We start from the raw sequence: 25,153 nt of genomic DNA on the forward strand, positions 1-25,153 counted from the left end.
ATTTGATGATAATGGCCAAGGGGGGTAATTGTGCACTGTTTATATTGCGGATGATTTCCTGACAAAAAGTTTCGATTTCAATACGTGTGTTTTCTTAAACACATGCTGGCCCTTCTTATCAAGTTCATCAAATAGAAGTGTCGCAGCCTTGATACCCATTTCATAAGCGGGTTGCGTAACGGTTGAAAGGCCAAGCAACGGTGCGATCTGCAGGCTCGAAAAACTCACTACTTTCAGGTCGCCAGGTATCGATATATTCATATCATTGCACACGTAATACGCGGCAACCGCCAAACGTTCAACAGAACTAAAAATGCCATCGGGCTTTAAGTCTTCCAATGCGTTTTTGATGATAGAATAATTGATCTTCTCATCCTGGCTGCAATCCACCACCAATTCATCATTGAAAACCATACCATGTTTCGCCAGGGCATCAGCATAGCCCTGCATGCGTACCTTACCAATGGAAATGCTTTTGTTTACTACCAGGTATGCTATTCGCTTGCAACCAGTGCTTATCAGGTGTTCTGTAGCTTCAAAACTGCTTTCGTAGTCGTTCGTAGTAACTTTGGATACATCAATATCTTCGTAAACACGATCGAAAAATACTACAGGAATGTTCTTTTTAGCAAGGGTCTTCAGGTAATTGTGATCATTTGCCTCGCCCGACACCGACATAATGATACCATCAACCTTCCCGTTATTCAGGTAGTTCACAAAGGATACTTCTTTTTCAAAAACATCATCGGTGCGATACAAAAGGATGTAAAAACCCTTTTTTCGGGCTACCTCTTCAATTCCGTTTATGGCCTGGGCAAAAAAATCGTTAGCTATTTCTGGTACAATAACAGCCAGGGTCCGGGTTTTTTTATCCCTAAGGTTGGCTGCATAATGGTTTGGCAGGAAATTATGCTCTTTGGCGAAAGCAAGTATCCGTTCACGGGTATCCTTGTTAATATCAGTGCTTCCGCTAAAGGCCCTGGAAATGGTCGATGTGGACAAATTAAGTTTCTTGGCCAGCACCTTGATATTGATGTTATCCATTATTTGCAGCTAAATTACTCCCTCCAAATGTAACAAAAGTATGTATTGAACCTAATTAATTTAGGCTCAATCTGTTTACAGTTCATAAAGCAGCCAGGCACTTGTGGCAGGTACTGTTATCTGCCCGCCGCCAATAGCCTTCATGCTCTTCTCGTTTATAGTTTTTCCGTCTATCACAAGCCGCCAGCGCCCTTCAGGTATATTAATCCGCCCGTCCGACAAGCTCCCGTTAAATATCACCAAAATATTTTTCCAGGTATCCCCGTTTGCGTTGCCGCTGATTTGATAAGCAATCATATCCGGGTCAGCTGTTTCCATAAATTTCAGGTGTTCCCGTATCATTTTTGCCGATGGCATCCTGAAGGCAGGATGATGTTTTCTAAGAGCAATTAGTGTCTTATAATAGTTGAAAACATCCTTGTATTTCGATTTCCTGCTCCAGTCAAGTTCGTTAATGGCATCGGGGCTGTTATAAGAATTAGGAATCCCTTTCTTGGTCCGGAGCATTTCGGCTCCTGCATGCATAAATGCAACCCCTTGCGACGTAAAAACGATGGTGTTAGCCAATTTATCCATTTTGATAAGATCCTTTTCTGAAGCGTCGGGGTTGGATATTTTCAGTCGGTCCCAAAGGGTATTATCATCGTGACACGAGACATAATTGATGGTTTGATAGGGTTCAGCCGCCCAGGGGGCTTTAGAATAATTCACTTTGCTATAATCCACCTGCGGATGTTTCACCGATCCCACTATCCCGAATTTTACACTCTCGGCAGCGTCCTGAGCGCCGCTCACAAAACCCTTTGATTTCACATCGCTCCAGCCACCTTTGATGCCGTCACGCATATCGTCGTTGAAAACGGCTATTTTATCAAGTTTGTATGCATTCTTTTTTACTGCGCGCAGGTCCTCTGGCAGGGGGCTGTTGCCGGCCGTCCAGCCTTCGCCGTAAATAAATATTGTTGGGTCTATTTTATGCAGCGCAGCGCTGATGTCGTTCATCGTTTCAATGTCGTGCACACCCATCAGGTCGAACCGGAAACCGTCCAAGTGATATTCCTTTGCCCAATATACAACCGATTCGATCATGTACTTACGCATCATCGCCTTTTCCGATGCCGTCTCATTGCCGCAAGCCGTAGCATTTGAATAGGCGCCCTTTTCTGTATGCCGGTAAAAATAGCCCGGCACAAACTGGTTAAAGTTGGATGCGGTGTCGCTGGTATGGTTATACACCACATCCAATATCACACGCAAGCCGTTTGCATGCAGGGTTTGCACCATTTTTTTAAACTCGCGTATACGCACATTTCCATCGAAAGCATCTGTCGAATAGCTGCCTTCCGGAACATTGTAATTAAGCGGGTCATAACCCCAGTTATACTGGTTTGCTTCGGGCTTAGTCTCATCCACCGAATTGTAGTCGAACGAGGGCAGTAGATGTATGTGTGTTACCCCAAGCGATTTGATATGGTCCAGCCCCGTCGACGTTCCGTCCGGCGATTTGGTTTTAGTTTCGGCCAATCCTAAAAACTTACCTTTGTGCGTTATACCCGAATTAGGATCCATAGACAGATCGCGAACATGTAATTCGTATATCATAATATCGGTGAAGTTCTTTTGCCCGGGCTTTTTATCCAGCGCCCAGCCTTTCGGATTGGTCGATGCCAGGTCGGCGACCATGCCGCGTTGGCCGTTCACGCCCACCGCTTTTGCATAAATATCCGGTCGCTCTTTTAGCCACCGGCCATTAATACTGGCCTGGAAAGTATAATACTGGTTCTTAAGGTTTTCTTTTACCGTAGTTTCCCAAACGCCGTCTTTAGCTCTGCTCAAATTGATGGTCTGTAAAGGTTTACCTCCGTCCCCCGCCGCATACAACCTTAGTTTTACCGCAGCAGCGGTCGGCGCCCATATCTTAAAAACGGTTTGCTCCGGCGACCAGTTGACACCGAGATCGTTCCCGTTATATACCGGGTAATCATTTTTTTGGGGTTTATACGAGGTCGATAAAACAGAGACCATAAATAATGCTAAAACTATCCGCGGGAATTTCATAGCTGAATGCTTTTATCACGTTTTAAATGTAATCAATTGTAAAATGTTATCGACATTCAAAACAATATTAAGCTTTCTAACATTTATACACACCGAGTTACCTATAAACTAAACTTACTGATTAATGAAACTTCAGTGTTTTTTAAGATATTTATTACTCACGGTTTCTCTGGGAATTATCTTACCGATCTCTTCAAAAGCATACTCCGTATTTGCTCACCTTGCCATAATAGATGCAAGCTGGAAACCGTCGTTAGTACCATTACTCAAAGAAAAATATCCAAACGCGACCGAAGATGAGCTCCGTGTTGCGCATTCGTATGCCTATGGTGGCAGCCTTATGCCCGATTTGGGGTATTTTCCTTTTGGTAGCGTCTATTTCACCAATCTTGCGCACTATGTTCGTACCGGCGATTTTATAACGAACCTCATCGGCCAATCAAAAAACATCAACGAGTATGCCCTTGCGCTCGGCGCACTTTCTCATTATTTAACCGACGAATACGGGCATTCACTTGCTACCAATGTCGCCGAACCTATAGTGTATCCTGTTATCGGAAAAAAATTCGGCAAGCTTGTTACATACGAGCAGGCACCTATTTATCATAGCCGGATGGAATTTGGCTTTGATGTACTTCAAGTGGCGCGTGGCAATTATGCATCACAGGAATATCACGATTTTATTGGGTTTAATGTCTCAAAACCCTTATTGGAACGCGCTTTTTTAATGACGTACGGATTGGATCTTGACGATGTTTTTAATGGCAAACTGGATCTGACGATTTCGACCTTTCGCTGGTCCGTCAGAACGTTATTGCCCGGGCTTACGCGCACCGCCTGGTCCATGAAAAAGGCTGAGATAATGAAAGCAAACCCTGCTATGAACAGCCGGAAGTTTCATGCAAGAATAAAAAGAAAAGAATATTTTCACGATTATGGACGTGACCGTGAGCGACCAAATCTAAGGACAAGGATCACTGCTTTTATAATAAAAATACTTCCGAAAGTCGGTCCTTTAAAAGCCCTGAAATTTACAACGCCGGGGCCGGAAGGCGAAAAGTTATTCATTAAAAGCTTTGATACTGTAATGGTCTGTTACCGGCAGGACCTGCAAAAACTTCTCCGGCACGAAGACCTTAGTTTAAGGGACATAAATTTTGACACCGGAATGCCAACGACACCGGGTGAGTATGCTATAGCCGATCAGACTTACAGCCAGATACTTATCCAATTACAGGAAAAGAAATTCAAAAACCTCACCGTTCCGTTGCGCCAAAATATTCTTGCTTATTATAACAAACCTGATACCACGACCAAGTCTAACGAGCATAAGGAATACAAAATAGACTGGGAGAAAACTTACCTGGCACTACAGCAAATCAGAACCGCAAAAACTACTGCTATTGACAGTTTAAAATTCCCACCAGACACTTCCGGCTCGAAAATTGCAGCAGGTACTGTTAAATAATATTTACAACTCTTCAGAGTTTTTATAGGATTAGAGAGGTATGGGGTTTTTATGCTACGCGGGATAAACTATGATATAGGTACTTTTTACAGGAAAGACGAATTAAGCCGACCAGATTTTGACGAGGCGACAATAAAAAGAGAACTGGAGATCATCAAAAATGACCTGCATTGCGATGCTGTTAAGATCACAGGATATGATACTTACCGGCTGGCAAAAGCAGCAGAATTTGCCCTGCAGCTGGGTCTGCAGGTTTGGCTCACACCCGCTCATATTGATGCAGCACCGGCCGAAGCCGCGCAACACCTGGTAGAATGTGCCATTGCAGCCGAAAACCTGCGGCTTATATATGGTAATATCATTTTCGTGACCGGATTTGAATATTCTATATTTCTTAAAGGTTTTATGAAGGGTGAGACCATTTACGAAAGGCTGGGCAAAATGTTCAACCCGGTGGGGCTTATCCTTAACCTGCTGGGATTGAGGGCGGGCATCTACCGTAAACTAAATATTTACCTGAAAGAAACCACGCAACAGATAAGAACCTATTTTAAGGGGCAGGTAACATACGCCTCAGGTACGTGGGAAAAGATCAATTGGGACTTGTTCGATCTGATCGGGATCGATCATTATCGTGCCGCTTATAACCGGGCATTTTATAATAAACAATTAGAAGCCTACTATAAATACAACAAGCCTGTTGTGGTGATGGAATTTGGTTGCTGCGCCTATAAAGGTGCCGAAGATAAGGGTCCAATGGGATGGGCCATAACCGAAATGGTGGGTGAAAAGCAAATTGTAAAGGACGCCTATCTACGGGACGAAAGCGTACAGGCCAATTACATTACCGAAACGCTTGATCTGATTAAGCAGGAAAAGGTTTATGCTGCTTTTGTGTTCACTTTTATAAACCCTATGTATAAGTACGATGCCAATCCCCGGTTTGATCTCGACCTGGCTAGTTTTGGCATAGTAAAACCCGTTAATGAACCGGATGAAGGCTACAAAGGATTAAAATGGCAACCCAAGGAAGCATTTTATAGCCTTGCACTATATTACCAGCAAATGAAACCGTAAATTCGGTGATATATCCGTCGTATGAGATCACTTATTCTTTTAGCGTTCATTGTATTGCTGGCCGCCGGCCCGAGTAATTGTTTTGCTCAGTCCGAAAAAGATGCGGTCATTTTTCATATCACATCGGCACATACCTCATTCCCCGATACGGGCCGGGCGAAGGGGCATATATACAATAAGGTGCTTTATGCAGCTTCCGGGCATTATAACGACAGCACAGTGCTGATCATCGCTCCTAAAGACCTGGATGCCCAAAGATCGGTGGATATTATTTTCTTGTTTCATGGCTGGTTCAATAATGTGGATACGGCAGCCGAACACTACCAGCTTACACGGCAATTCCTTGCATCACACCTGAATGCCGTTTTGGTTTTAGCGGAAACAGCCAAAAACGCACCGGATAGTTATGGTGGCAAATTAGAATATCCCGGGATGTTCAAATCGCTCGTTGCTGATGTAATGGAGGGCTTACGGTCAAAGCACCTGGTCGGAAAAAGCACAGTTCCGGGCCATATTCTGCTGGCGGGCCATAGCGGCGCCTACCGGGTTATGGCGCGTATCATTCAAAACGGGCAAATGTCAATTGACGAAGCTATCCTGTTCGATTCCCTTTATGCAGAAACGGAAAAATATGTGGCATGGATAAAGGCGGATAAAGCGCATCGCTTCATAGATATTTATACCGACCACGGTGGCACAGACGGGGAAACAAAAGACATGATGAGACAGCTTGACACCGCGAAGCTCACTTACATCAGTACAGAGGAAAGCCTGTTGACGCCAAAAATGCTGCAACAAAACAGGCTGGCTTATATTCACAGCCTGCACGAGCACGACAAGATCATTGCCAACCCGGATAATTTTCTTCTTTTCCTGCTAAACGAGCCTTTTTTGAAAAAAAGCAGGTGAACGCTACCATGTGCTTATCTGCTGGTCCATCCAGTTTATCCGCTGCGAAAGCCAGTCGCGGGTATATTTCACTTCGTTCAGGTAGGACCCGGTAACGACCGGATTTGGCCACACATAGATATGCAGGATATCCCAACGCTGAAAATTATAGCCTTGTGAAAGATCAAGTTGCTTGGCTGTCTGATCAATAAAAGTTAGAATACCGGGCAACTTCTGTCCTTTAAGTTCGTTCCATTTTGCCTTGACCTTCGCCTTAAAGGCAGGGTCCTGGAAAAGCCTTTGAAACCACGTCGAATTCATGATCCACCAACCAGTGGGGTACTGGCAATCGCTGTAATTGGTATTGCCGGCAGCAAGGTCGAAGTCCCAAAGCGGCCCCATACCTAGTTTCCCGTTTCGGTCTTTATAATAGTAGATGCTGCTGTAGTCTTTAGCGTCGTTGTCCTTCATGATCTCCTTAACCAGGTACCAATCGATGAACGAATCGACATTGATATATTTTGCGTAGCCGTTAACGGGATCGGCAAAATTTGCTGCAAAAATAGCATCCTCTGTATCCTGGATATATTGCTTGATGTAATTGAACTGATCGGTCGTAGTATTGTCCGGTGTATTCAGGTTGATGGGCAAACCATGAGTTGTGTAAAAATAATTCACCTCGCCAAGCCGCTGGTCCAGTTCCAGCAGATAGCCGCCGGTTACCGCATCGCCGGTGTTATCAGTTGTCTTTATATCGGTGATATTTATCCTGTTCGGGTCCACTTCCACCTGTTGCGTCATATAATAATTGCCGATGTATTCGCCATTCATTACCACTTCAACAAATCTTCCTGAGGGGGTAAAATCTGCGCCAAATTGTTTGCCCATTTCAAATGCTATCGCATTTCGCATCAGGGTTTTATCGGCGTAGTTGGCAAGCAAAACCCAATTTTTTGCTGCAGGGAATCCGAGCATCCCGGTTTTTTTATTGAATTTCAGGCGATAAGGTTTCTTGGGCATATCCCAGGTCGAATTTCCCCTGCCTTTTATTTGAAGGTCAATGCTGGTTACGTCTTGTTGGTAGGGCGAATCATTTACATCCACTTTAAGCGTCCCTGTAACATAATTATCCTTCGATACAACAGGCGACGCCGTGGTCAGATAAAAAATGGGCAGGCCTGAATACCTGGTAATGTTAACCGTATAATTTTTATTGGTTCCATCAGCCCTTGTTAAAGTATAAGTAACGGGCTTTTTAAAATCATTAATCGTAACACCGCTTTTTTGTACTATGCCGTTTACCTTGAGCGTACTGCCGTCAGCAACAATAAAGCTCGGCGCCAGCAATTTGGTGGTATCCTGTAATGACGATAGTACCCCGTTCAGGGTATCACCTTGCAATTTGCAAATAACATACTCGTGTATTTTTCCCTGGTTGTTAGCCTGTTCAAAAGTCATATAGATATCAGCCGGTGGGTCTGTTGTAACAACAGGCTTCTTGTCTTTTTTACAACCCGATAAAATTATAGCTACAATGAAAAAGACACGCAGCGCCTTTAGCGTGCAAGTATTGATGCGCGTCGAAAAAGACGTGATAAAAATGTGCATTCTAAAATATTTATTAGCAAAAGAACAACTAATATAATAGTTATTTAGTTATTATGAAAATATCAGGCGACCGGAACCGGCGACTGAGGCAAGTGCCTGCGGATATCCGACAGGAGCTGCTGGGGTTGAAAAGGTTTTAACATCACATCGGCAAAGCCGGTGGCTACCAGGTCCTTCATCATGTTCTGGTCAACCAGCGACGCAGTGAAAGCAATGACAGGGATAGCTGGATAATGACTCTTTATTTGAAAAATGGCCTCGAAACCGCTCATTACCGGCATCTCGAGGTCCATAAGGATAATATCGAACGAGCTGTCCTTTTGCAGCGCCTCAATAGCTTCGAGCCCGTTGTACACCGGCACCACCTCAGCTTTATACCCGGTAAGTATCTTTTTTGCAACCATCATATTCAGTTGGTTGTCTTCAGCCAGCAGCAGGCGCACACCATCCAGGTTAGGCTCTTCGCCCGGTTGCTTTTGCGGGGATCTCTTGTCATTTCCGGCGAGGTCAAATTTCACATCGAAACTGAACTTGCTGCCTTTTCCCTCGGTACTTACAACTTTTAATTCGCTATCCATCAATTGCAGCAAACGCGCGCAAATGGTGAGACCCAAACCGGTTCCTGTTACTTTTTTTGTATCCTCGTGATATATCTGTCCAAAACTTTCAAAAATCTTTTGCTGGTCGCCTTTAGCTATCCCCATGCCCGTATCTGCAACTGTAAAGCTCACCTCAATACCCCTAACCGTTTTGTTCTTGCAAACCGCGGCCAGCGTTACGTGACCCGCATCGGTAAACTTAAGTGCATTGGATAACAGGTTATTGAATATTTGTATCAGCCGCACGTCATCAGCCATAACCGCTACATCAAGCCGGGGATCGATCTCCGTAACTAACTTCAGCCCTTTTTCGTGGAAAAGCGCATTGAAAGGCATGCCCACGTTATTTAGCAGCTGGTGCAGGTTCAGTTCGCTGGGGTGTATCTCCAGTTTATTGGCTTCTATTTTGTTAAAATCCAGAATATTATTCACCTGGTGCAGCATGTGGTCAGAACAGTACTTCAGTATCTGGAAGTACTCCTCCTGCCGCTCGGGGTCCTTTTCCTGCTTAAGCAAATTCACAACACCAATGATGCCGTTAAGCGGTGTGCGCAATTCGTGCCCCATTGTGGCTAAAAAACGCGTGCGGGCTTCTATCACGCGGTTGCTCTGGTCGACAAGCTCATTAATATATTTTTTCTCAAAAAAAAGATATGCTACAGCGAAAACAATGGTCGAAGCAATTGCCGTTATCCTGTTCACAAATGATATCCTGCGGACCTGGAAAGCCGTTATTTCCTCAAATGGGTGGATATTCCGGCCAATGGCGACGCAAATGATAAACGAGAGTACAATAATAGAAATGTAAGTGACCGACTCCCTGTATTGCGTTTGCTTCAGATCGACGATGATCGGCACTGCAACCAGTATAGGGAAAAAATAAAGATAGTCTTCCGTTTGCAGCCCTTCAACAAAAGTATTTGCTATAAGCAGCCCACAAACTATCGAGATCACAAAAATGGTGAGATTACCAATGTGACCGTTATATTTCATCAGCATCACCAGCAGTATCGCAAAGCAAAACGAAGCCACTACAATTGATGAGGCGTATAAGCCGAGATACGAACTATAAACCGAAAGGCCAACGCCTGCTAACAGGGCGGCTATACCCAACTGGTAGGTCCTCTTCGAAACATCTTTGATATCGAAAAGAGGGTTAGGATGCCTGTCCTCCTCCTTAAGGCGGTGATATTTGTCGGTAATCGTTCTCATTACCGGAAAAAAGGATCTGCGGCGCTCATGCTTAGTCACTTAAACTCAACCTTTAAACGATAGAAAAGTTTTAAAAGTTCAGGTATGCTCAAGGCGCAAATAAACGAATTGAACCGTAATTTTAATACGTGAGCGGTAAAATTATATTGCGGGACAAATTTACTTTATCCCCGTGGTTAAAAAGGCCGAAAGATCGCACCGTACCTCACCCGTTCCAAACTGATGTATAAATTCCTTCTCCATTTTACCGGCGAGCTGCACGGGCAGGGCAGGGTCAACAGTTGCTACTTCTCTGCCAAGCCGGTGTTTAAGGAAAAAAGCATCGATCAAATTCTCCACTGTTGACGGCCCCGATTTAAGCGCAACATGATTTGCCCGAACGTTATGGAAGCCTGCATCTGTTAAAAAAGCTTCAAGCTTGGCGGTCTCATACAAGGAAAACGGCGTAAAGAAACGAGTGGTGTCTTCACCTTCAAAATTCGGTACCACCGTCTCGTTGATGAGTATTTTATATAGTGGTATGTTCAATGTGTCGTCCCATGTGAAATACATAAACCTGCCTCCCGGCTTAAGTACCCGGTATATCTCGGCAAACCCCCTAGGCTTATCCGGCAGGAACATCATCCCGAACTGGCATACTACCAGGTCGAACGTATTATTAGGAAACGAGAGGTTCTGCGCATCCTCCACCCTGAATTCGATACCGTTGTTGTTCAATTCGCGCTTGGCAATGGCCAGCATATCTGCACTCAGATCGGATGCTACGAGTTTGGCGTAAGGTGCTAAAGCTTTTCGAATATGGCGTGTTACCCTGCCCGTGCCGCAAGCTATTTCCAGCGCCGAACTCACACTGGCAGCGTCTATTTGCGCAGCCAGGTAACGGCCGTAAGGTTCAAAAATTATCGGCCCCATGTAATAGTCGTAATTCTCAGCGTCCTGGCCGGTAAATTTGAAGGTTTCGTTGGTTGCCATAATTCAGGTCGGTTTACCAGGTAAAGATATATTGAATGCGGGTACAGCGAACTTTCGTGTCATCTTTTAATAGATTTATGTTAAATGTTTGACAATCCATTAACAGAGAGTTAAAAATAATGACGAGAAAGTTCTTTTTTACATAAGTTTTTCCGATTTTTATAGTCAGATAGATATGCGTACTACAAACCCTGGCAAGGCATCGGTTTTCGGAAGCTGGCACGTACTGCTGCTTGTGGCGGTTTATTTTGCGGTGGCTACAACCCACCTTTTTTTTGTTCCGAATGCCCACGCGCGCGCCGGCCACCACAACCCAAATTCAATATTCAAAAGGAAATCTGAAAATTATACAACAGTAAGCCTGACCGAGAAATACACGGTTAATAACAAAAAAACATTTAAGGAATTCAAAAAGGTTTACAAGGATTCCGCTATGCCCCCAGTATTTAAAACAGGTAATCTGCGCCTCTACACGTTGATCAGACCCTGCTCTGTCCGGCATCTTCCCGACCAGCGATACTGCTATCTTTCCAATCGCATAATCAGAGTTTGATGGTTATTCACCTGGCTTAAAAGAGCTACCCAAACGAATAACATCATCAAAAAGAATTTTTTATGCACTCTTTACAACTGTTGTCGCAAAACCTGCGGCGTATAAGTAAATTATATTCGAGACTTTTATCCTGCGAAATACCGGTATTCGAATCAGATGCCTGCTTCGCAGCCATTCTTATCCTTTCGGCCCAGAAAGCACCGGTTACACAGAATAAGCTGGCCGAACTGCTCAAAGTAGATAAATCCCGGATAGTTCACCTGCTGCTAACTCTCAATAAAGCCCAGCTTGTCGATATCGAGGTAAACCCCGACGACAGGAGGCAACATTACGTTTCGCTGTCAGCCCGGGGCAGAGAAATGGCGCCCCTTATCTCGCAGAAAGTAATGCATATCGATCAGCTTTCTAAAAATGGCATTTCCAACCACGACCTTTCCTTATTTTATGAAGTAACTCAAAAGATCGAGCAAAATCTCGCGGCTTGCATCGATGAAAAATCCCTAAAAAGTTTAAGCCCTAATGTATGACCCTGCAAAATTCAACGTTAAAAGAAACAACAATTATAGCCCTGCTTCAAGATATAAAGGAAAAAAATTTTTTAGGCGCGCCCGTCGAAAATATTGACATAGCTGCTGCAATTACCTTTGTAACCGACAAGGAACTGGTGACCAGGACAGAATACGGAAATTTCGAACTATCCAACAAAGGATTGGACCTGCTATTCGGTGCCATAAGCTGGGAGAGCCTTAACGGCAATAATAAGCATTGACTTTATTTATATTTGTTTACATTGATCGGTCTTTTCAAAAATGGAAAGACCTTGATTGTTTACAATTTTTAGTGCGGTTATATTTCAGGGTGAAAAAATATCTCCTTATTCCGGGCCTGTTCCTTGTATTTTTCAATACAAATGTATTCGCCCGTACTTGCGTTAAGTCCGCCGACACTACCATCAAGACGCTTCCTGATGGCCATTACTATGGAAATGTAGATTACTTCAACTATGCCAGCTCTATCAGCGCAACCTACAGCGACCTGAAATTGAAAGTGAGGGATGGTATTGTGCGGGTAATATACCTCAGCAACGGAGGTATTATTCATGATGGCATCAATAACGAGGGTTATTTATATACAGGCGGCAAACTGAAGGCAAGCAAGGACAAACATACCGGAAAGCTCGAATACACCGCTCAAGTCTCTATCTCGAACGGCGTTAATATCTATTCCTATAAGATCACCATTACCAGGGAAGCGACAGACGATCAGTAAATTTATTCAACACTTCACCGTCTTTTTCTTTTTGCCGAGGTTGCCTTTGTCCTTCGCCTTCTGGATATAAGTAACCGCATCAGGTACTTTGCAAGCGGTATCGCCTTTATCAACCATCACATCGCCGATTCGTTTTGCCGCCTGGTTGGCATCTGCCGTTAAAGATAAAACATAAATACCTGCCGCCATTACAAACCCGTTCATGGTCGACCGTACCTGGTTGGGCGAGGTATGGATGGTTTTTTCAACCCTGTCCAAAAGTGCCTTCAGCTCTTCAATATCCAACTCGTTATCCGGCTTCAAGGCTATCCAGTTGCTTAAGGTAGCCCACCCCGCCGCTGCAATATGCTCGATACTCGAATCGATCCACTCCATGCCAAGTTCATAACCGTGTTTGCCTTCTGCAGCAACCCAAGGCACGGTGTATTCGTTTATATTATTGGATAAGGCTTTTTCAATCCAATTTTGGAGATCTGCCTTTGTCATCCTGGCATCATCAGCTATCAGTCCGGCCAGATACATGGCATCTGCGTTACCGGTATCAAACAAGTCTTTGGCCAGCTGGTAATCGTGCTTCACCCGCTTTTGTATTGTCTTTAAAAACTCCACTTTGACACCAAAAAAAGGCTCTTTAACGCCGTGTTTAAGCAGTATCTTCTTAATGCCGTCATTGCCGTTCGCCTGCAATTCGGCCATTATTTCGCCTACGGTCATATGCTTTCGGGATTTTATACAACTAAAATAATAAGAAAAAACAACAATTATTTCAACTGACAAGCCACTAAGTATAACAGTATTATTTTAAAAAATGATATAGATCACTTTTCTGGCTGATCTCTAATCATAACATTGCTTTTGGTACGCTTGTAATTTTGAAAAAGTGTGCATAAAACTATAAATTAAATGGCCGTATTCAGACCCAAGATCATTGATACACTCCGTAATTATTCGCGGCAGCAATTCTACAAGGATACCATTGCAGGCGTTATAGTCGGCATTGTGGCCATTCCATTGGCTATTGCCTTCGCCATTGCATCGGGCGTTACACCCGAGAAGGGCTTTTTTACTGCTATCATCGCTGGCTTTATTATTTCCGTGCTTGGCGGCAGCCGTGTGCAGATAGGCGGCCCAACCGGCGCTTTCATTGTGGTGGTGTATGGTATTGTCCAACAATATGGTATAAATGGGCTCATTATAGCCACTTTTATGGCGGGACTGCTGCTTATTATTATGGGCTTTGCCCGTTTGGGTAGCGCTATTAAATTTATCCCTTATCCATTGATCGTTGGTTTCACTTCGGGTATTGCCGTCATTATTTTTTCTTCACAGATTAAAGATCTCTTCGGGTTAAAAATGGGTAGCGTACCGGCCGATTTCATTAGCAAATGGATCGCATACGGTCATCATTTTTCAACGGTGAACTTGTACGCTATCGGGATTGGCATTTTTAGCTGTATCGCCATACTGGTATGGCCACGGGTAACCGGAAAAGTACCGGGTTCGCTTGTTGCCATTTTGATCACAACATTGGCGGTTAGCCTGTTTCATCTTCCTGTTGAAACCATCGGCAGCCGTTTTGGCGCCATCCCTTCTACTTTACCACAACCTGTGCTGCCGGGTATAAGCTTTGCCACCATACAGCATCTTATCCGGCCGGCTTTTACCATAGCCCTGCTCGGCAGTATCGAATCGTTATTATCTGCTGTTGTTGCAGACAGTATGATCGGCGGTAACCATCGCTCAAATACCGAGCTAATTGCACAGGGGATCGCAAATATTTGTTCGTCTGCTTTTGGCGGCATCCCGGCTACCGGCGCCATAGCCCGTACGGCCACGAATATAAAAAACGGCGCACGCACACCTGTTGCAGGTATTGTACATGCGCTCACTTTATTATTTATCATGATGTTCTTTGGGAAATGGGCAGCGCTTATTCCAATGCCGACACTTGCCGGAATATTAATGGTGGTGGCCTGGAACATGAGCGAGGTTGACAGTTTCAGGTATGTACTCAGGGGGCCTAAAAGCGATATAACTATTTTGTTGACCACGTTTGCCCTAACCATATTTATCGACCTGACCGTAGCAATCGAGATTGGTATGATACTGGCCGCATTCCTTTTTCTGCGCAAAATGGTACAGTCGACGTCGGTGCTGCAAGCGGGCGACTCTAATGATGATACCCCGGAACAAGATGCCGCATACAATCTGCCGGAAGAAGTGGCAATTTTTGAGATCAACGGCCCGCTTTTTTTTGGCGCCGCCTGGAAATTTAAGGAGGCGATACGGCTGATCGACAAACATAAACCTTTGCTGATCATCAGGATGCGCAACGTACCGATCATTGACAGTACTGGTATAAGGGTACTAACCGACATTAACGAGGAAACATCAAAAAGGGGAGGCAAGGTTATATTAGCTGAAGTAAATTATCAGCAGGTTACTAATGAATTACAAAAGTCGCGGCTGCTTTTCAAAATAGGAAAGGCCAATGTTACGGCTACATTTGAGCAGGCCATCCAAAGGGCTGATATGATCATACAGCAATTGAAAACCGCTAATCCAATTGACGAGTTATAAAAAAGGCCACCTTTTAAAAGGTGGCCCATATTTCTATAATAGAGAGTTTGCTATTGATCCATTTGGATGTTGCTAATATCAGACACAAACTGATCGGGCGTTTCGTTAGGAAAACCATCCCACGTCCTGAGAATCTTGCCATGTTCATCAACCAATAATGTATACGGGAATTTCCCGTCGCTATTATACTTATCAGCCAACGCCTCATTACGCTTTACCTGGTCCTTGGGCAGCTGGTTTTTCTTTTGCCTGGGGAAATCAGCACGTACCAGCACCAGGTGGTTCGATGCATAGTTTACGAACGTTGCCGATTCAAGTATTTCCGACCGCAACCGGATACATGGCCCGCACCAATCCGACCCTGAAAAATTGATCAGGATCAATTTATGTTCGTGGCTCGCTTCCGTTTTAGCAGCGTCAAAATCGCCCATCCAGTTTGCCCCCGGCAAAAACATCATAAAAAATATGGCTAACACTTTCATATCGTTTTTCTTTTATTGTAGAACCATTATTTATTTAAAACTAAGACTCAGCGACACCACATCCGATACCAGGTTGGTATTCTGCGAGTAATGCCCGTAACGCAACTCCAGGTCGTGCAGGTTTTGCCACCCGAACACCCCTTTCGGCGGAGCTACCCTGAAACCAACCCCGAAAAAGTTGCTCGTAAACTTCGCATATTCGTAGTTGCTGGTATAGTATTCATCTGCTTGATCGTGAACACCGTACGGCGCAAAATACTTCGCCGCCGATTGGTTGTAATACCTGTAAAACGGCGATACCGATAAAAATGGCGTGATCTTGACCGGAACCTCAACATAAGCCGTGTTCGATCGTATCCCCCAGCTGTCGAGGTAGTACCTGTAATACGTTCGGACGATGATATTATCCCCAACAAAGTAGTTCAGCCTGAAACCAACCGGCAGCTTAAACCTCGTCGATGGAAGTCTTTCGATCGTATCTTTCCCTGTATTAAAATAAACCCGGTGAAAAGGAAGGCTCAGGTAACCATTTTGTGTCACTCCATCAACCAGGAACATGATCTGCATCCTCGAATTGATGATCTGCGAATAGCTGAGGGATGCCGTGTAAGTGTTCCTTGGGCTTGTGGGTATATTTGCTCTTCCGCCGTGGCCGCCGCTACTGCTTGCGTTGGTTACTACTATGTCTTCGGTAGTTGTTGATGTCGGTACAAACTCTGACGGATATATCAGCGTCACGTGGTCGAAATATGCCTGTATCTTCGCGCTGAACTCGCCCATTCTGTCCGCAGTTTTTTGCGAAAAATGCAGATCGGCTCCCAACGACTTATAATTGTATTCGCCCGAATAATACGCACCTAAGCCGAAGCTGCTGCCTTTTTTTATATTTTCCTTTGTCCAGTCAATTGATGGGTATACCCGGCTTCCGCCCTGTTTGGATGCGCCACTCAGGTTCACATAGGCCGACGAGGCCGACGTGTGATGATCAATGCCAAGGCCAAACGTTAACGAGTTTGTCAATACTTTCGGATCGCCCCAAAGCAATTTCAGATCGATACCGTTAGATATGTCCGTGACATGTTCTGTACCTATACCTCCTGTAACTGCGGAGTGGTTCCCATTCTGTAAATAATAACTTGATACCAGGTTGATCTCGTCCACATGCAATGCCTGTGGATTATACGTGTTTTCCGAAGGCTGATCGACCGGCGTATATAAACTTGGCGCCTTGGTCTTGCTTAAAGTATCCTGTGTGGTTTGGGCGTGAGCATTCAGCCGGCATACCAGTGCAAATCCTAAAACGGATAAATATACTTTCCTCATGATCTTTTACTTTTTTCTGTGAGGAATATTAATTGCATCCGCATCCGCCACCTGTTTTGCCCGCGTTTGCTCCTGAAGCCGCTTCGCGGTACGATTGAAAATTTAATTCGTTTTTTTCCACCTTCCGGTTGCTCAACGCCATTTCCGAATCATTGATCCTGTTCTTTTGGTATTCTTTCAAATGAACACAGGATGATGCACCTATTACAATTAAAAGGCATCCTGTAAGTCTTGCTATTCTGGTTGTCATATTTAAGGGGTATTATTTTATATTTATGTTCTTTGACGTGTACATCCGGTCGTGGTCATCTATGATCACCGCTTCAATATCTTTTATCTGGTTTATCATATCTAAACCTGTCCCTATTCCCATTATCATCACCGGCGTGGCCATAGCGTCAGCTATTTCGGCATTAGTTGTAATAATCGTCACACTTTTTATACCCGTTACAGGCAGCCCGGTCCGCGGATTAATGGTATGCGAATATTTCTTACCGTCAATCATCACAAACTTTTCGTAATTACCTGATGTTGCTACCGCCAGCCCAGTAATAGACATGTATGAAAAAACACCTTCTGGCAGATCGGGGTTGGCTATACCTACCGTCCATTGCCTGCCATTTGGTTGAAGGCCCCACGCCGTCAGGTCACCGGAAGCATTCACCACTCCACTTTCTACACCCTGTTCACGCAATATTTGTTTTGCTCTTTCCGCGGCGTAGCCTTTTCCTATGCCACCAAAACCTATCCGCATTCCTTTTTCTCGCAAATAAACAGTGCTTTTTTCAGCATCCAGTACTACATTGCGATAGTTGATCAGCCTTATCATTTTTTTCGCTGTTTCCCTGTCAGGCAGCGAGGTCATGTTCTGATCGAAGTTCCATAGCCGTTTGTCTATAGAACCGTAAGTAATATCAAACGCTCCCTGGGTTATCTCCGAAATTCTGATCGAGCGCCTGATAAGATCGAATGTTTCACCGCTCACCTTAACGGGCTTAATGCAGGCATTATTGTTTACCCGGTTTGTTTCGCTGTCATCGCTGAAGGTAGTTAGCAGTCGCTCTATCCTTTGTATCTCGGCAATGCCGACATCAATTTTCTGATTGGCCCACGCCTCATTATCTGATACCACCGTTAACTCGAAACGGTTGCCCATTAATTTGCATGTTCTTTTAAATGCAGCTTTTTCGGCCATACCCTTATAGTAGAAAAATGGCCAAATACCTTACAGCCATACATCCAGATACAGCAATATTACGTTCAGATTCTGAAGTTTACATGAAAAACACCTTTTTGAGTGTTAAAACATATAATTTAACATTAATTAACAATTGATATTAGCCTTTGCGCTCGATCTAACACAAAAGCCCCCGGGCTTTTGGCCGGAGGCTTTCAATGATATCAATATCAGGTTGGTACTTAACTATCTTTTTTGCCTGCAGGCCTCCGTTGTTGTATGCGCCTCAAATCCAACTTGCGCAAAACTCTTGTCCGATCGGGGCTTGGCTTTTCAAATAGCGCGTTGATAATGGATGATCATAACCCCCGATCTTAACAACTTACTGTCCACAAATTTCAGGGGCCGACGCGCATCCAGGCTTATCTTATCAAAAAATCGTACGCTTCCACTGCCTGCAATAACCGGCTGAATGCAAAAATAATAGTCATCTACCAGTTTCATTTGGGTTAGCGCAGCAACAAGACCGGGGCTCCCAATGGTTAAAAGGCCCTTTTGTCCCTCTTTTTTAAATGTGTTCATCTTGTTGACATCAATTGTGTTGACGATCGAAGAATTGCTCCAGGTAGTGGTTTTTAGCGTTGAAGAATAAACCGCCTTGGGCATATCCGTAAGCTCCCTGGCCATTCTTAACTGTGATTCAGGCTGACCTTCTTTTTCCAGGATCGCCGGCCATATGGTTTGGAACAACGCGAAACTATTTTTACCAAAGGCTACTGTGCTGCTGTCTGCCAAAAGCCCGTGTACAAATTCGTGAAATTCGGCATCGGCAATAACGTATTGACTATCCACGAATCCATCCGGCGTGGTGTTGATCAGACTAACTATTTTTCCCATGAGTTTTATTTTTATAAATATGTTTAACCAAAGCAAACCTAAAGGTTAATTTACCCCCGAAAGGGGTGTACATTTAACAACTTAAGGGGTTGTTTGTGCAAAATTGTTGCTGTAACTTGCAGTATGAAACAAGTGACATTTCTAATGGCCGACGGCGAACTTAAACCCAGCTGCCTATTCGGGGCCATCGAGGTTTTTCAAAAAGCTAACGAGTTTTATGTGAACAAGGGTGAACAGCCTTACTATGATATCCAGCTGGCCGGGGTAAACCTGCAACAGAAATTATTAAATACCTTTTTTTCCTTCCAGGGTTTGAAGGACGTAGCCGCAATAAATAAAACCGACCTTATTATTTTGCCGAGTTTTGACAGCCGGAATGATTTTGCGATCAGCAATAGCCGCGATGCGCTGGACTGGGTGGCCAGGCAATATAAAGCAGGGGCAGAAGTTGCGAGCTTGTGTACAGGGGCATTTCTGCTAGCCGCCACCGGACTGCTTAAGGGTCAATCGTGCGCGACACACTGGAAGGCCGAAGCGCAGTTCCGAAGCTTTTTCCCCGACCATAAACTGGCCACAAACAAGATCATAACCGACCATAAAGGCCTGTATACAGCAGGTGGTGCAACATCGAGCCTTAACCTGGTACTATACCTGGTTGAAAAATACAACGGCCGGGAGGCAGCCTTATACTGTGCCAAGGTGCTCCAAATCGACATCGAACGTAGTTCCCAATCGCCTTTTATAGTATTTGAGGGACTAAAGGAACATCCTGATACAGAGATCAGGGCAATCCAGGAATACATCGAACATAATATAGAAGAGAAACTAACTGTCGATTTTCTTGCAGATCGCTGCGCGATGAACCGGGTAAATTTTTCGCGGCGATTTAAGCGTGCAACAAAAATTTCTCCCGTGGATTATATCCAGCGTGTGAAAATTGAGGCTGCAAAAAGGGGCCTTGAATCTGGCAGGAAAAATATCAGCGAGATTATGTACGATGTTGGCTATACTGATGTCAAAGCGTTCCGCATGGTATTTAAGAAAATAGCCGGTATAACACCGTGGGAATACCGGGTCAAATTCAGCCAGGCTTGATCTATAACGTTTGGGCGCGCGATATAAAAAAAGCCTTATGAATTTCTCCATAAGGCCATCCGACATAAAGTCGGGATGAGAAGATTCGAACTTCCGACCTCCAGCACCCCATGCTGGCGCGATACCGGGCTACGCTACATCCCGAAAGTGGTGTTTATCCCATTCATCTAAACCATTTACTGCACTTTATCAGCATGTTGCGAGGGCAGGCTTAGTTAAAATTCTATTTGATAAACTCCATCAACATGTCCGGTGACACAACAAAGTACATACATGTTGATGACGCAAATATATGCAAGTTAGATTTCATGTAAAAGTCACATGATAAACTTCCTGTAAGACTTTGTTCAATTATATAAATCTTATGTTAGTCCACCGACCAGTTGTCTGTTTCTTTACCTTAATGATTTAGCAATTCGGCCCACCCCCTCGGTACCTAATAGTCCCTGTCCCGCGAATTTTCCGAATTAGAACTGCTATTAACTGAAATAGGTATTTGAAGTTCAGTTGGCATAGTAACTACTTATTGTTAATAACCTTAATGATGTTTCTACTGATCCTTTGTAAGATGGTTGCATCCTGTGTAACAATTTCAGCGTCAGCCAGCATCCCCTGCTTTAGGTGGATGGATCGTTTCATATCCGATGTTTTATTGATCTTAAAATCAACCCTTGATAAAAATACGCTGTCTTTGTAGGGTATATCAGAAATATTGCTAATGCGCCCCCTTAACATGCCGTATTCTTCGAACGGGTAACTATGCAGCTTGATCAATACCTGCTGCCCTTCTTTTACCTTACCCATACTATTTTGTGGTATCGCCATTTGGCCAAAAAATTGCTCATTCTCCGGATTAATGTAAAATATCTGCTGATTTGCGTTAATTACTTCATTTTCCTGAACAATGTTGGCAAAAGCTAATTTCCCGGGCTGGGATGCCGTTAAAACATATTTACTTTTCCAATCTTCCACCTGGCTTATCAGGCTATTAAGTGCCTGAATAAACTTGAACTTTTCCTGTTCAATTTCATTATCCAGCTCCAATATTTCCTTTTGCTTGGCTAAATAATCGTTATTTAAGCTAATTAAAGCGGATTCTGTCTGTATTAACGGCGCTTTCTTCGCAAGGTATTTACTTTCTTGCTGCCGCAACTCCGCTGGTGTTTCTACCTTTTCACTTGCGAGTTTTTTATGCATGGCGTATTCATCGATTGCTAAACCAAAATCTTTTTGCTGCATGCTTTTTTGTGCATTCAGTTGCTGCTCCTGCTTATCGATATCAACAAGGTTTTTTTGAAGATAAGCTTTCTTTTTTACATCCAAACCATCGTTTATTGAAGATTTGTACAACAAATACTCCTGGAAAAAAACCTGGTAGGCCGATTGCAATTCGCCGAACTGAGAATTGTCAGCCTGGTTAAAAAGTATATTGCTTATCGGTTTATTTTCTAAAACATGTTTTTGAAGACTATTCAGATTTGTCAGCAGATTTAATATTTTTCCATGATCAGCTGTACTTTCTATATAAGCCAATGGTTGCCCGGCAGCAACGTACTCATTTTCCTTTACCAGTAACTTAACCAGTTTCCCCTGTATTTTTGCCACAATTGGTTTAGGCGAATTTGGCGAATAAATGGTTAAGGACGCATTTACGATGTCGGGATAACGGATAAAGGCAGATAGCCCCACTAATAAAACCAGCAGGGCAAAAAATAACGTTATACCCCAACGAAGTATCCACGAAGGCACAGTTGTAATGATGTCCTGCATATCGTCGGTGTGGCGAACCTCCTGACCATTTTCTATAACTGAAACCGGCATATTATGTCCCTAACTCTAATTGGTTTTTAACTAATTTATAATAATCGCCTTTTAGCGCTGTCAACTCCTGATGCGTACCCTGCTCAATGATACGGCCTTTGTCGAGTACAATTATATTGTCTGCGTGGCTAACCGTACTTAAGCGGTGCGCCACAACGATCACCGTTCGTCCTGCAAAAAACTCCTGCAGGTTATTCATAATTACCCGCTCATTATTGGCGTCGAGGGCGTTGGTTGCCTCATCAAAAAAGATGTATTCGGGATTTTTATAAACGGCCCTGGCTATCAGTATGCGCTGGCGCTGCCCCTGGCTTATGCCATTACCCTCGGCACCTATCCTCGTATTCAGGCCCAAAGGCAACCCGTCGATAAAGTCCTGTATGTTAGCTACTTTAATGGCATGGCGCAGTTTTATTTTGTCCGGGTAATCATCGCCTACGGCAATGTTTCTTTCTATGGAATCCGAAAAAATAAAGCCATCCTGCATTACTACCCCGCACTGGCCACGCCAGGTTTTAAAACCGATATTATTTAGTGATTGCTCGCCAACCTTTATCTCTCCTTTTTCAGGAAGGTAAAACCTAAGCAGTAATTTTAAAATCGTCGTTTTACCACTCCCGCTCATGCCTACAATGGCTGTTGTTTTACCCTGGGAAATGTGCAGGTCAATATGCTCTAAAACAGGTTCGTTACCGGCGCCGGGATAGCGAAAAGTAACAGCATTTAGGCTGATGCTCCTGTTTTCGGGCAGGGTGTGGTTCCATTCCTTGCCCGCTGGTTCTTCATCATCCATCTGGTGGATCTCGTTTAAACGTTCCAGGCTTATCTTAGCATCCTGGTAGCCCTGTATAAACCCTAAAAATTGCTGTATCGGGCTGTTTAGTTGCCCGATAATATACTGCACAGCCATCATCGCTCCCAGCGTAAGATTACCGTCAATAACTGCTTTAGCACTTAAAAAGGTGATCAGTAAGTTCGTTCCTTCGTTAATAAAGGTAGAACCGCCCTGCTGGTACTGGTTCAGCGCCAGGTTCTTGACGTTGAATTTAAAAAGGCGGGCCTGTATATGCTCCCATTCCCAGCGTTTTTGCTGTTCGCAATTGTTTAGCTTTATCTCCTGCATGCCGCTTACCAATTGTACTATACTGCTTTGGTTCCTGGCCGATACTTCGAAGCTTTTATAATTGAGCACCCTGCGGCGTTTTAAAAATATGAGTATCCAGCTGGTGTATAATATACTGCTTACAACAAATACGAAGAAAATAGCGACGTTATAATATGCCAGTACAACTGAAAACACAAGCAGATTGAACAAAGAAAAAACGGTGCTGAGGGTAGAACCCGTCAGAAAGCTTTCTATCTTTTTCTGGTCGTTCATTCGCTGCATAATATCGCCGGTCATTTTAGTATCGAAGAAGTTCATCGGCAGCTTCATCAGCTTGATGAGAAAATCCGTGAGGATTGATATGTTAACCCGTGTACTGATATGCAGCAATATCCACGAGCGGATAAACTCGACACTTACACGCCCGATTATGAGCATGCTTTGAGCGATCAGAATAATATAAATGAAATTAAGGTTACGCGTGTTGATGCCAATATCGACCACCGACTGGGTTAAAAATGGTGTGATTAGTTGTAGTACGCTGCCTATACCCAAACCGAACAGCAATTGTATAACCAATTTACGATAGGTGATAAGATAACGCAGCAGGAACGACCAGCGCACCTCGCTCCCTTTTTCGTCATCCTGCTCGTAAAATTGAGGAGTAGGGCTTAGCAGCAGGGCAACCCCCATATCTTCGTCGCTTACAAAAGCCCGCTTAAAATCAGGCCCTTCCAGCATTTGCAAGCCGCTCGCCGGGTCGGCCAGGTAATATTTGTCACCTTTGATCTTATATAATACTACAAAATGGTTTTGGCGCCAATGCAGGATACAGGGTAACTCGGCCTGTTTTAATTGATCGGCAGTCAATTTTACGCCAAGCGAACGGAACCCGATCTTTTCGGATGCGTCGCTCAGCCCCAGCAAGGATATACCCTCGCGGTTAAAACCGCAAAGCTCGCTTAAAGTGCGCAGATTGAAATTGCGGCCATAATGTTTGGCCACCATACGCAGGCATGACGGACCGCAGTCCATACCGTCCAATTGTCTATAAAGGTTAAAGGCCATCTACCACGATTTTGGAGTTTTTGATATTATAAATTTTTGAAGGGCTAATGGCGAAGCTACCTGGTATTTTAATCAGGTTGTTTTTTGGCGTATAACTCTTTTTTAAACTTATCAAATGGTATAAAAGTATTTCATACTTACCGCGATAGTACAGTTTCCCGTTTTCCCATTTCAATTTGCCAGGAACACCTTCAATAATGTGCAGGTCAAAATAAGATTTAATGTATCCGGCCCCTTCCAATCTTTTTACCACATGCATCATACTCTCAATTTCAGTATTGACATCAAGGTACGATTTGCCATCCGTAAAATCGTCATGAGCGAAATTGGTTTCGTCGAAACAATAATGCTTATCGTTGCTGAAGACTTTTTTAAAGTCTTTACTATGGGTAAAAAGGGTATTTGTTTTTTCCGTATTTTTAAATAACAAAAAACATCCGGGCAGCCAATCGGGCCTGACACTCACCAGGTCGTAACTACTTAATAGTTCATCAGTCATAAAAGTGCGGATATCGCCGAAGATGATGTCAAGGTCGATATGGCCCCACCAATCATAACCTTTTAGTATATCTGAAAATATAATTCCGTATGCCGGCTTAAAATCACAAAGTTTGTACCCGTAAGATATACACACAGGGAACCCTAGTCTTTCGGTAGCCAGGATGCTTATTTCATCAAGCGTTTTATAGATCAGGTTTACATTTTTGGGCAAGGGTTTGCAAAAATCGATGTTGTCGGTAATAATAAAGAAATCAACTGTTGGGTTGTATTTGCATGAGTAAACAAAATAGTCAAAATACCAGGGCAGTTTACCGAAGTAGCAGACGAGCAAGGCGAGGCTTTTATCCGGTTTCATA

23 protein-coding genes and 1 tRNA gene are annotated in these 25,153 nt (G+C 43.9%); 9 read left to right on the forward strand and 15 right to left on the reverse strand.

Going from position 1 to position 25,153, the window contains the following annotated elements; genetic code table 11:
• Nucleotides 1–39: 39 nt before the first annotated feature.
• Together FRZ54_RS03305 and pulA are read right to left on the reverse strand one after the other, a co-directional pair.
• The gene (locus FRZ54_RS03305) at nucleotides 40–1,044 is read right to left on the reverse strand and encodes a LacI family DNA-binding transcriptional regulator (protein WP_147030225.1); all 1,005 of its coding nucleotides are present in this window, start codon (nucleotides 1,042–1,044) and stop codon (nucleotides 40–42) included.
• A gap of 75 nt (nucleotides 1,045–1,119) precedes the next feature.
• On the reverse strand, nucleotides 1,120–3,102 hold the full coding sequence (gene pulA / locus FRZ54_RS03310) for a type I pullulanase (protein WP_147030226.1): 1,983 nt from the start codon (nucleotides 3,100–3,102) through the stop codon (nucleotides 1,120–1,122).
• 124 nt (nucleotides 3,103–3,226) lie between these two features.
• Between pulA and FRZ54_RS03315 the strand changes: the two genes are divergently transcribed.
• Genes FRZ54_RS03315 through FRZ54_RS03325 form a run of 3 tightly spaced genes read left to right on the forward strand, consistent with a single transcriptional unit; the run spans nucleotide 3,227 to nucleotide 6,556 of the window.
• A complete protein-coding gene (locus FRZ54_RS03315) occupies nucleotides 3,227–4,570 on the forward strand; it encodes a zinc dependent phospholipase C family protein (RefSeq protein WP_147030227.1) in 1,344 nt (447 codons plus the stop codon).
• 51 nt (nucleotides 4,571–4,621) lie between these two features.
• Complete coding sequence (locus FRZ54_RS03320; protein ID WP_147030228.1) at nucleotides 4,622–5,647, forward strand: glycoside hydrolase family 113; 1,026 nt, start codon at nucleotides 4,622–4,624, stop codon at nucleotides 5,645–5,647.
• A gap of 21 nt (nucleotides 5,648–5,668) precedes the next feature.
• Entirely contained in the window at nucleotides 5,669–6,556 is an 888-nt protein-coding gene (locus FRZ54_RS03325; RefSeq protein WP_147030229.1) for a hypothetical protein, read from the forward strand.
• 3 nt (nucleotides 6,557–6,559) lie between these two features.
• Here FRZ54_RS03325 and FRZ54_RS03330 read toward each other — a convergent pair whose 3' ends face one another.
• The 3 genes from FRZ54_RS03330 to FRZ54_RS03340 form a co-directional block, all read right to left on the reverse strand.
• Entirely contained in the window at nucleotides 6,560–8,143 is a 1,584-nt protein-coding gene (locus FRZ54_RS03330; protein WP_147030230.1) for a CotH kinase family protein, read from the reverse strand.
• A gap of 62 nt (nucleotides 8,144–8,205) precedes the next feature.
• On the reverse strand, nucleotides 8,206–9,954 hold the full coding sequence (locus FRZ54_RS03335; protein WP_147030231.1) for an ATP-binding response regulator: 1,749 nt from the start codon (nucleotides 9,952–9,954) through the stop codon (nucleotides 8,206–8,208).
• Nucleotides 9,955–10,113: 159 nt separating this feature from the next.
• Entirely contained in the window at nucleotides 10,114–10,926 is an 813-nt protein-coding gene (locus tag FRZ54_RS03340; protein ID WP_147030232.1) for a class I SAM-dependent methyltransferase, read from the reverse strand.
• Nucleotides 10,927–11,101: 175 nt separating this feature from the next.
• Here FRZ54_RS03340 and FRZ54_RS03345 point away from each other — a divergent pair, with 175 nt between their 5' ends.
• From FRZ54_RS03345 to FRZ54_RS03360, 4 genes are all read left to right on the forward strand, one after another.
• The gene (locus FRZ54_RS03345; protein ID WP_147030233.1) at nucleotides 11,102–11,479 is read left to right on the forward strand and encodes a hypothetical protein; all 378 of its coding nucleotides are present in this window, start codon (nucleotides 11,102–11,104) and stop codon (nucleotides 11,477–11,479) included.
• Between the two features lie 62 nt (nucleotides 11,480–11,541).
• Nucleotides 11,542–12,006 carry a MarR family winged helix-turn-helix transcriptional regulator gene (locus FRZ54_RS03350; protein WP_147030234.1) on the forward strand — a complete coding sequence of 155 codons (465 nt, stop codon included), beginning with the start codon at nucleotides 11,542–11,544 and terminating at the stop codon, nucleotides 12,004–12,006.
• Nucleotides 12,003–12,248 carry a Rossmann-fold NAD(P)-binding domain-containing protein gene (locus tag FRZ54_RS03355; RefSeq protein WP_147030235.1) on the forward strand — a complete coding sequence of 82 codons (246 nt, stop codon included), beginning with the start codon at nucleotides 12,003–12,005 and terminating at the stop codon, nucleotides 12,246–12,248. The genes FRZ54_RS03350 and FRZ54_RS03355 overlap by 4 nt, the downstream gene beginning before the upstream one ends.
• 89 nt (nucleotides 12,249–12,337) lie before the next feature.
• Complete coding sequence (locus FRZ54_RS03360; protein ID WP_147030236.1) at nucleotides 12,338–12,748, forward strand: hypothetical protein; 411 nt, start codon at nucleotides 12,338–12,340, stop codon at nucleotides 12,746–12,748.
• Between the two features lie 6 nt (nucleotides 12,749–12,754).
• Here FRZ54_RS03360 and FRZ54_RS03365 read toward each other — a convergent pair whose 3' ends face one another.
• Complete coding sequence (locus FRZ54_RS03365; RefSeq protein WP_147030237.1) at nucleotides 12,755–13,462, reverse strand: DNA alkylation repair protein; 708 nt, start codon at nucleotides 13,460–13,462, stop codon at nucleotides 12,755–12,757.
• 189 nt (nucleotides 13,463–13,651) lie between these two features.
• Between FRZ54_RS03365 and FRZ54_RS03370 the strand changes: the two genes are divergently transcribed.
• A complete protein-coding gene (locus FRZ54_RS03370) occupies nucleotides 13,652–15,328 on the forward strand; it encodes a SulP family inorganic anion transporter (RefSeq protein WP_147030238.1) in 1,677 nt (558 codons plus the stop codon).
• 50 nt (nucleotides 15,329–15,378) lie between these two features.
• Here FRZ54_RS03370 and FRZ54_RS03375 read toward each other — a convergent pair whose 3' ends face one another.
• The 5 genes from FRZ54_RS03375 to FRZ54_RS03395 form a co-directional block, all read right to left on the reverse strand.
• Nucleotides 15,379–15,810 carry a thioredoxin family protein gene (locus FRZ54_RS03375; RefSeq protein WP_147030239.1) on the reverse strand — a complete coding sequence of 144 codons (432 nt, stop codon included), beginning with the start codon at nucleotides 15,808–15,810 and terminating at the stop codon, nucleotides 15,379–15,381.
• A gap of 30 nt (nucleotides 15,811–15,840) precedes the next feature.
• Entirely contained in the window at nucleotides 15,841–17,133 is a 1,293-nt protein-coding gene (locus FRZ54_RS03380; protein WP_147030240.1) for a DUF3570 domain-containing protein, read from the reverse strand.
• Between the two features lie 28 nt (nucleotides 17,134–17,161).
• A complete protein-coding gene (locus FRZ54_RS03385; RefSeq protein ID WP_147030241.1) occupies nucleotides 17,162–17,383 on the reverse strand; it encodes a DUF4266 domain-containing protein in 222 nt (73 codons plus the stop codon).
• Between the two features lie 12 nt (nucleotides 17,384–17,395).
• Complete coding sequence (locus FRZ54_RS03390) at nucleotides 17,396–18,328, reverse strand: FAD:protein FMN transferase (protein WP_147030242.1); 933 nt, start codon at nucleotides 18,326–18,328, stop codon at nucleotides 17,396–17,398.
• Between the two features lie 315 nt (nucleotides 18,329–18,643).
• Nucleotides 18,644–19,207: a dihydrofolate reductase family protein gene (locus FRZ54_RS03395; RefSeq protein ID WP_147030243.1), complete on the reverse strand. Its 564-nt coding sequence runs from the start codon at nucleotides 19,205–19,207 to the stop codon at nucleotides 18,644–18,646.
• 123 nt (nucleotides 19,208–19,330) lie between these two features.
• Between FRZ54_RS03395 and FRZ54_RS03400 the strand changes: the two genes are divergently transcribed.
• Nucleotides 19,331–20,302, forward strand: a complete 972-nt coding sequence (locus tag FRZ54_RS03400) for a GlxA family transcriptional regulator (RefSeq protein WP_147030244.1) — start codon at nucleotides 19,331–19,333, stop codon at nucleotides 20,300–20,302.
• Between the two features lie 70 nt (nucleotides 20,303–20,372).
• Here the strand turns inward: FRZ54_RS03400 and FRZ54_RS03405 are convergent.
• From FRZ54_RS03405 to FRZ54_RS03420, 4 genes are all read right to left on the reverse strand, one after another.
• Nucleotides 20,373–20,446 (reverse strand) — tRNA-Pro (locus FRZ54_RS03405).
• Nucleotides 20,447–20,821: 375 nt separating this feature from the next.
• Nucleotides 20,822–22,123, reverse strand: a complete 1,302-nt coding sequence (locus tag FRZ54_RS03410; protein WP_147030245.1) for an HlyD family secretion protein — start codon at nucleotides 22,121–22,123, stop codon at nucleotides 20,822–20,824.
• A 1-nt stretch (nucleotide 22,124) separates the two neighbouring features.
• Nucleotides 22,125–24,296, reverse strand: a complete 2,172-nt coding sequence (locus FRZ54_RS03415; protein WP_147030246.1) for a peptidase domain-containing ABC transporter — start codon at nucleotides 24,294–24,296, stop codon at nucleotides 22,125–22,127.
• Nucleotides 24,286–25,152: a DUF6625 family protein gene (locus FRZ54_RS03420; protein WP_147030247.1), complete on the reverse strand. Its 867-nt coding sequence runs from the start codon at nucleotides 25,150–25,152 to the stop codon at nucleotides 24,286–24,288. Before FRZ54_RS03420 ends, FRZ54_RS03415 begins: the two co-directional genes overlap by 11 nt.
• Between the last annotated feature and the right edge of the window lies 1 nt (nucleotide 25,153).

Origin of the sequence: Mucilaginibacter ginsenosidivorans (assembly GCF_007971025.1) — a bacterium.
GTDB classification, from domain to species: Bacteria; Bacteroidota; Bacteroidia; order Sphingobacteriales; family Sphingobacteriaceae; genus Mucilaginibacter; species Mucilaginibacter ginsenosidivorans.

Bases quoted from the DNA above. Each gene is read 5' to 3' on its own strand.
- FRZ54_RS03390 (WP_147030242.1), bottom strand. From the start codon at position 18,328: ATGGCCGAAAAAGCTGCATTTAAAAGAACATGCAAATTAATGGGCAAC.
- FRZ54_RS03350 (WP_147030234.1), top strand. From the start codon at position 11,542: ATGCACTCTTTACAACTGTTGTCGCAAAACCTGCGGCGTATAAGTAAA.
- FRZ54_RS03365 (WP_147030237.1), bottom strand. From the start codon at position 13,462: ATGACCGTAGGCGAAATAATGGCCGAATTGCAGGCGAACGGCAATGAC.
- FRZ54_RS03385 (WP_147030241.1), bottom strand. From the start codon at position 17,383: ATGACAACCAGAATAGCAAGACTTACAGGATGCCTTTTAATTGTAATA.
- FRZ54_RS03410 (WP_147030245.1), bottom strand. From the start codon at position 22,123: ATGCCGGTTTCAGTTATAGAAAATGGTCAGGAGGTTCGCCACACCGAC.
- FRZ54_RS03375 (WP_147030239.1), bottom strand. From the start codon at position 15,810: ATGAAAGTGTTAGCCATATTTTTTATGATGTTTTTGCCGGGGGCAAAC.
- FRZ54_RS03355 (WP_147030235.1), top strand. From the start codon at position 12,003: ATGACCCTGCAAAATTCAACGTTAAAAGAAACAACAATTATAGCCCTG.
- FRZ54_RS03305 (WP_147030225.1), bottom strand. From the start codon at position 1,044: ATGGATAACATCAATATCAAGGTGCTGGCCAAGAAACTTAATTTGTCC.
- FRZ54_RS03420 (WP_147030247.1), bottom strand. From the start codon at position 25,152: ATGAAACCGGATAAAAGCCTCGCCTTGCTCGTCTGCTACTTCGGTAAA.
- FRZ54_RS03330 (WP_147030230.1), bottom strand. From the start codon at position 8,143: ATGCACATTTTTATCACGTCTTTTTCGACGCGCATCAATACTTGCACG.
- FRZ54_RS03315 (WP_147030227.1), top strand. From the start codon at position 3,227: ATGAAACTTCAGTGTTTTTTAAGATATTTATTACTCACGGTTTCTCTG.
- pulA (WP_147030226.1), bottom strand. From the start codon at position 3,102: ATGAAATTCCCGCGGATAGTTTTAGCATTATTTATGGTCTCTGTTTTA.
- FRZ54_RS03340 (WP_147030232.1), bottom strand. From the start codon at position 10,926: ATGGCAACCAACGAAACCTTCAAATTTACCGGCCAGGACGCTGAGAAT.
- FRZ54_RS03335 (WP_147030231.1), bottom strand. From the start codon at position 9,954: ATGAGAACGATTACCGACAAATATCACCGCCTTAAGGAGGAGGACAGG.
- FRZ54_RS03380 (WP_147030240.1), bottom strand. From the start codon at position 17,133: ATGAGGAAAGTATATTTATCCGTTTTAGGATTTGCACTGGTATGCCGG.
- FRZ54_RS03370 (WP_147030238.1), top strand. From the start codon at position 13,652: ATGGCCGTATTCAGACCCAAGATCATTGATACACTCCGTAATTATTCG.
- FRZ54_RS03325 (WP_147030229.1), top strand. From the start codon at position 5,669: ATGAGATCACTTATTCTTTTAGCGTTCATTGTATTGCTGGCCGCCGGC.
- FRZ54_RS03345 (WP_147030233.1), top strand. From the start codon at position 11,102: ATGCGTACTACAAACCCTGGCAAGGCATCGGTTTTCGGAAGCTGGCAC.
- FRZ54_RS03415 (WP_147030246.1), bottom strand. From the start codon at position 24,296: ATGGCCTTTAACCTTTATAGACAATTGGACGGTATGGACTGCGGTCCG.
- FRZ54_RS03400 (WP_147030244.1), top strand. From the start codon at position 19,331: ATGAAACAAGTGACATTTCTAATGGCCGACGGCGAACTTAAACCCAGC.
- FRZ54_RS03320 (WP_147030228.1), top strand. From the start codon at position 4,622: ATGCTACGCGGGATAAACTATGATATAGGTACTTTTTACAGGAAAGAC.
- FRZ54_RS03395 (WP_147030243.1), bottom strand. From the start codon at position 19,207: ATGGGAAAAATAGTTAGTCTGATCAACACCACGCCGGATGGATTCGTG.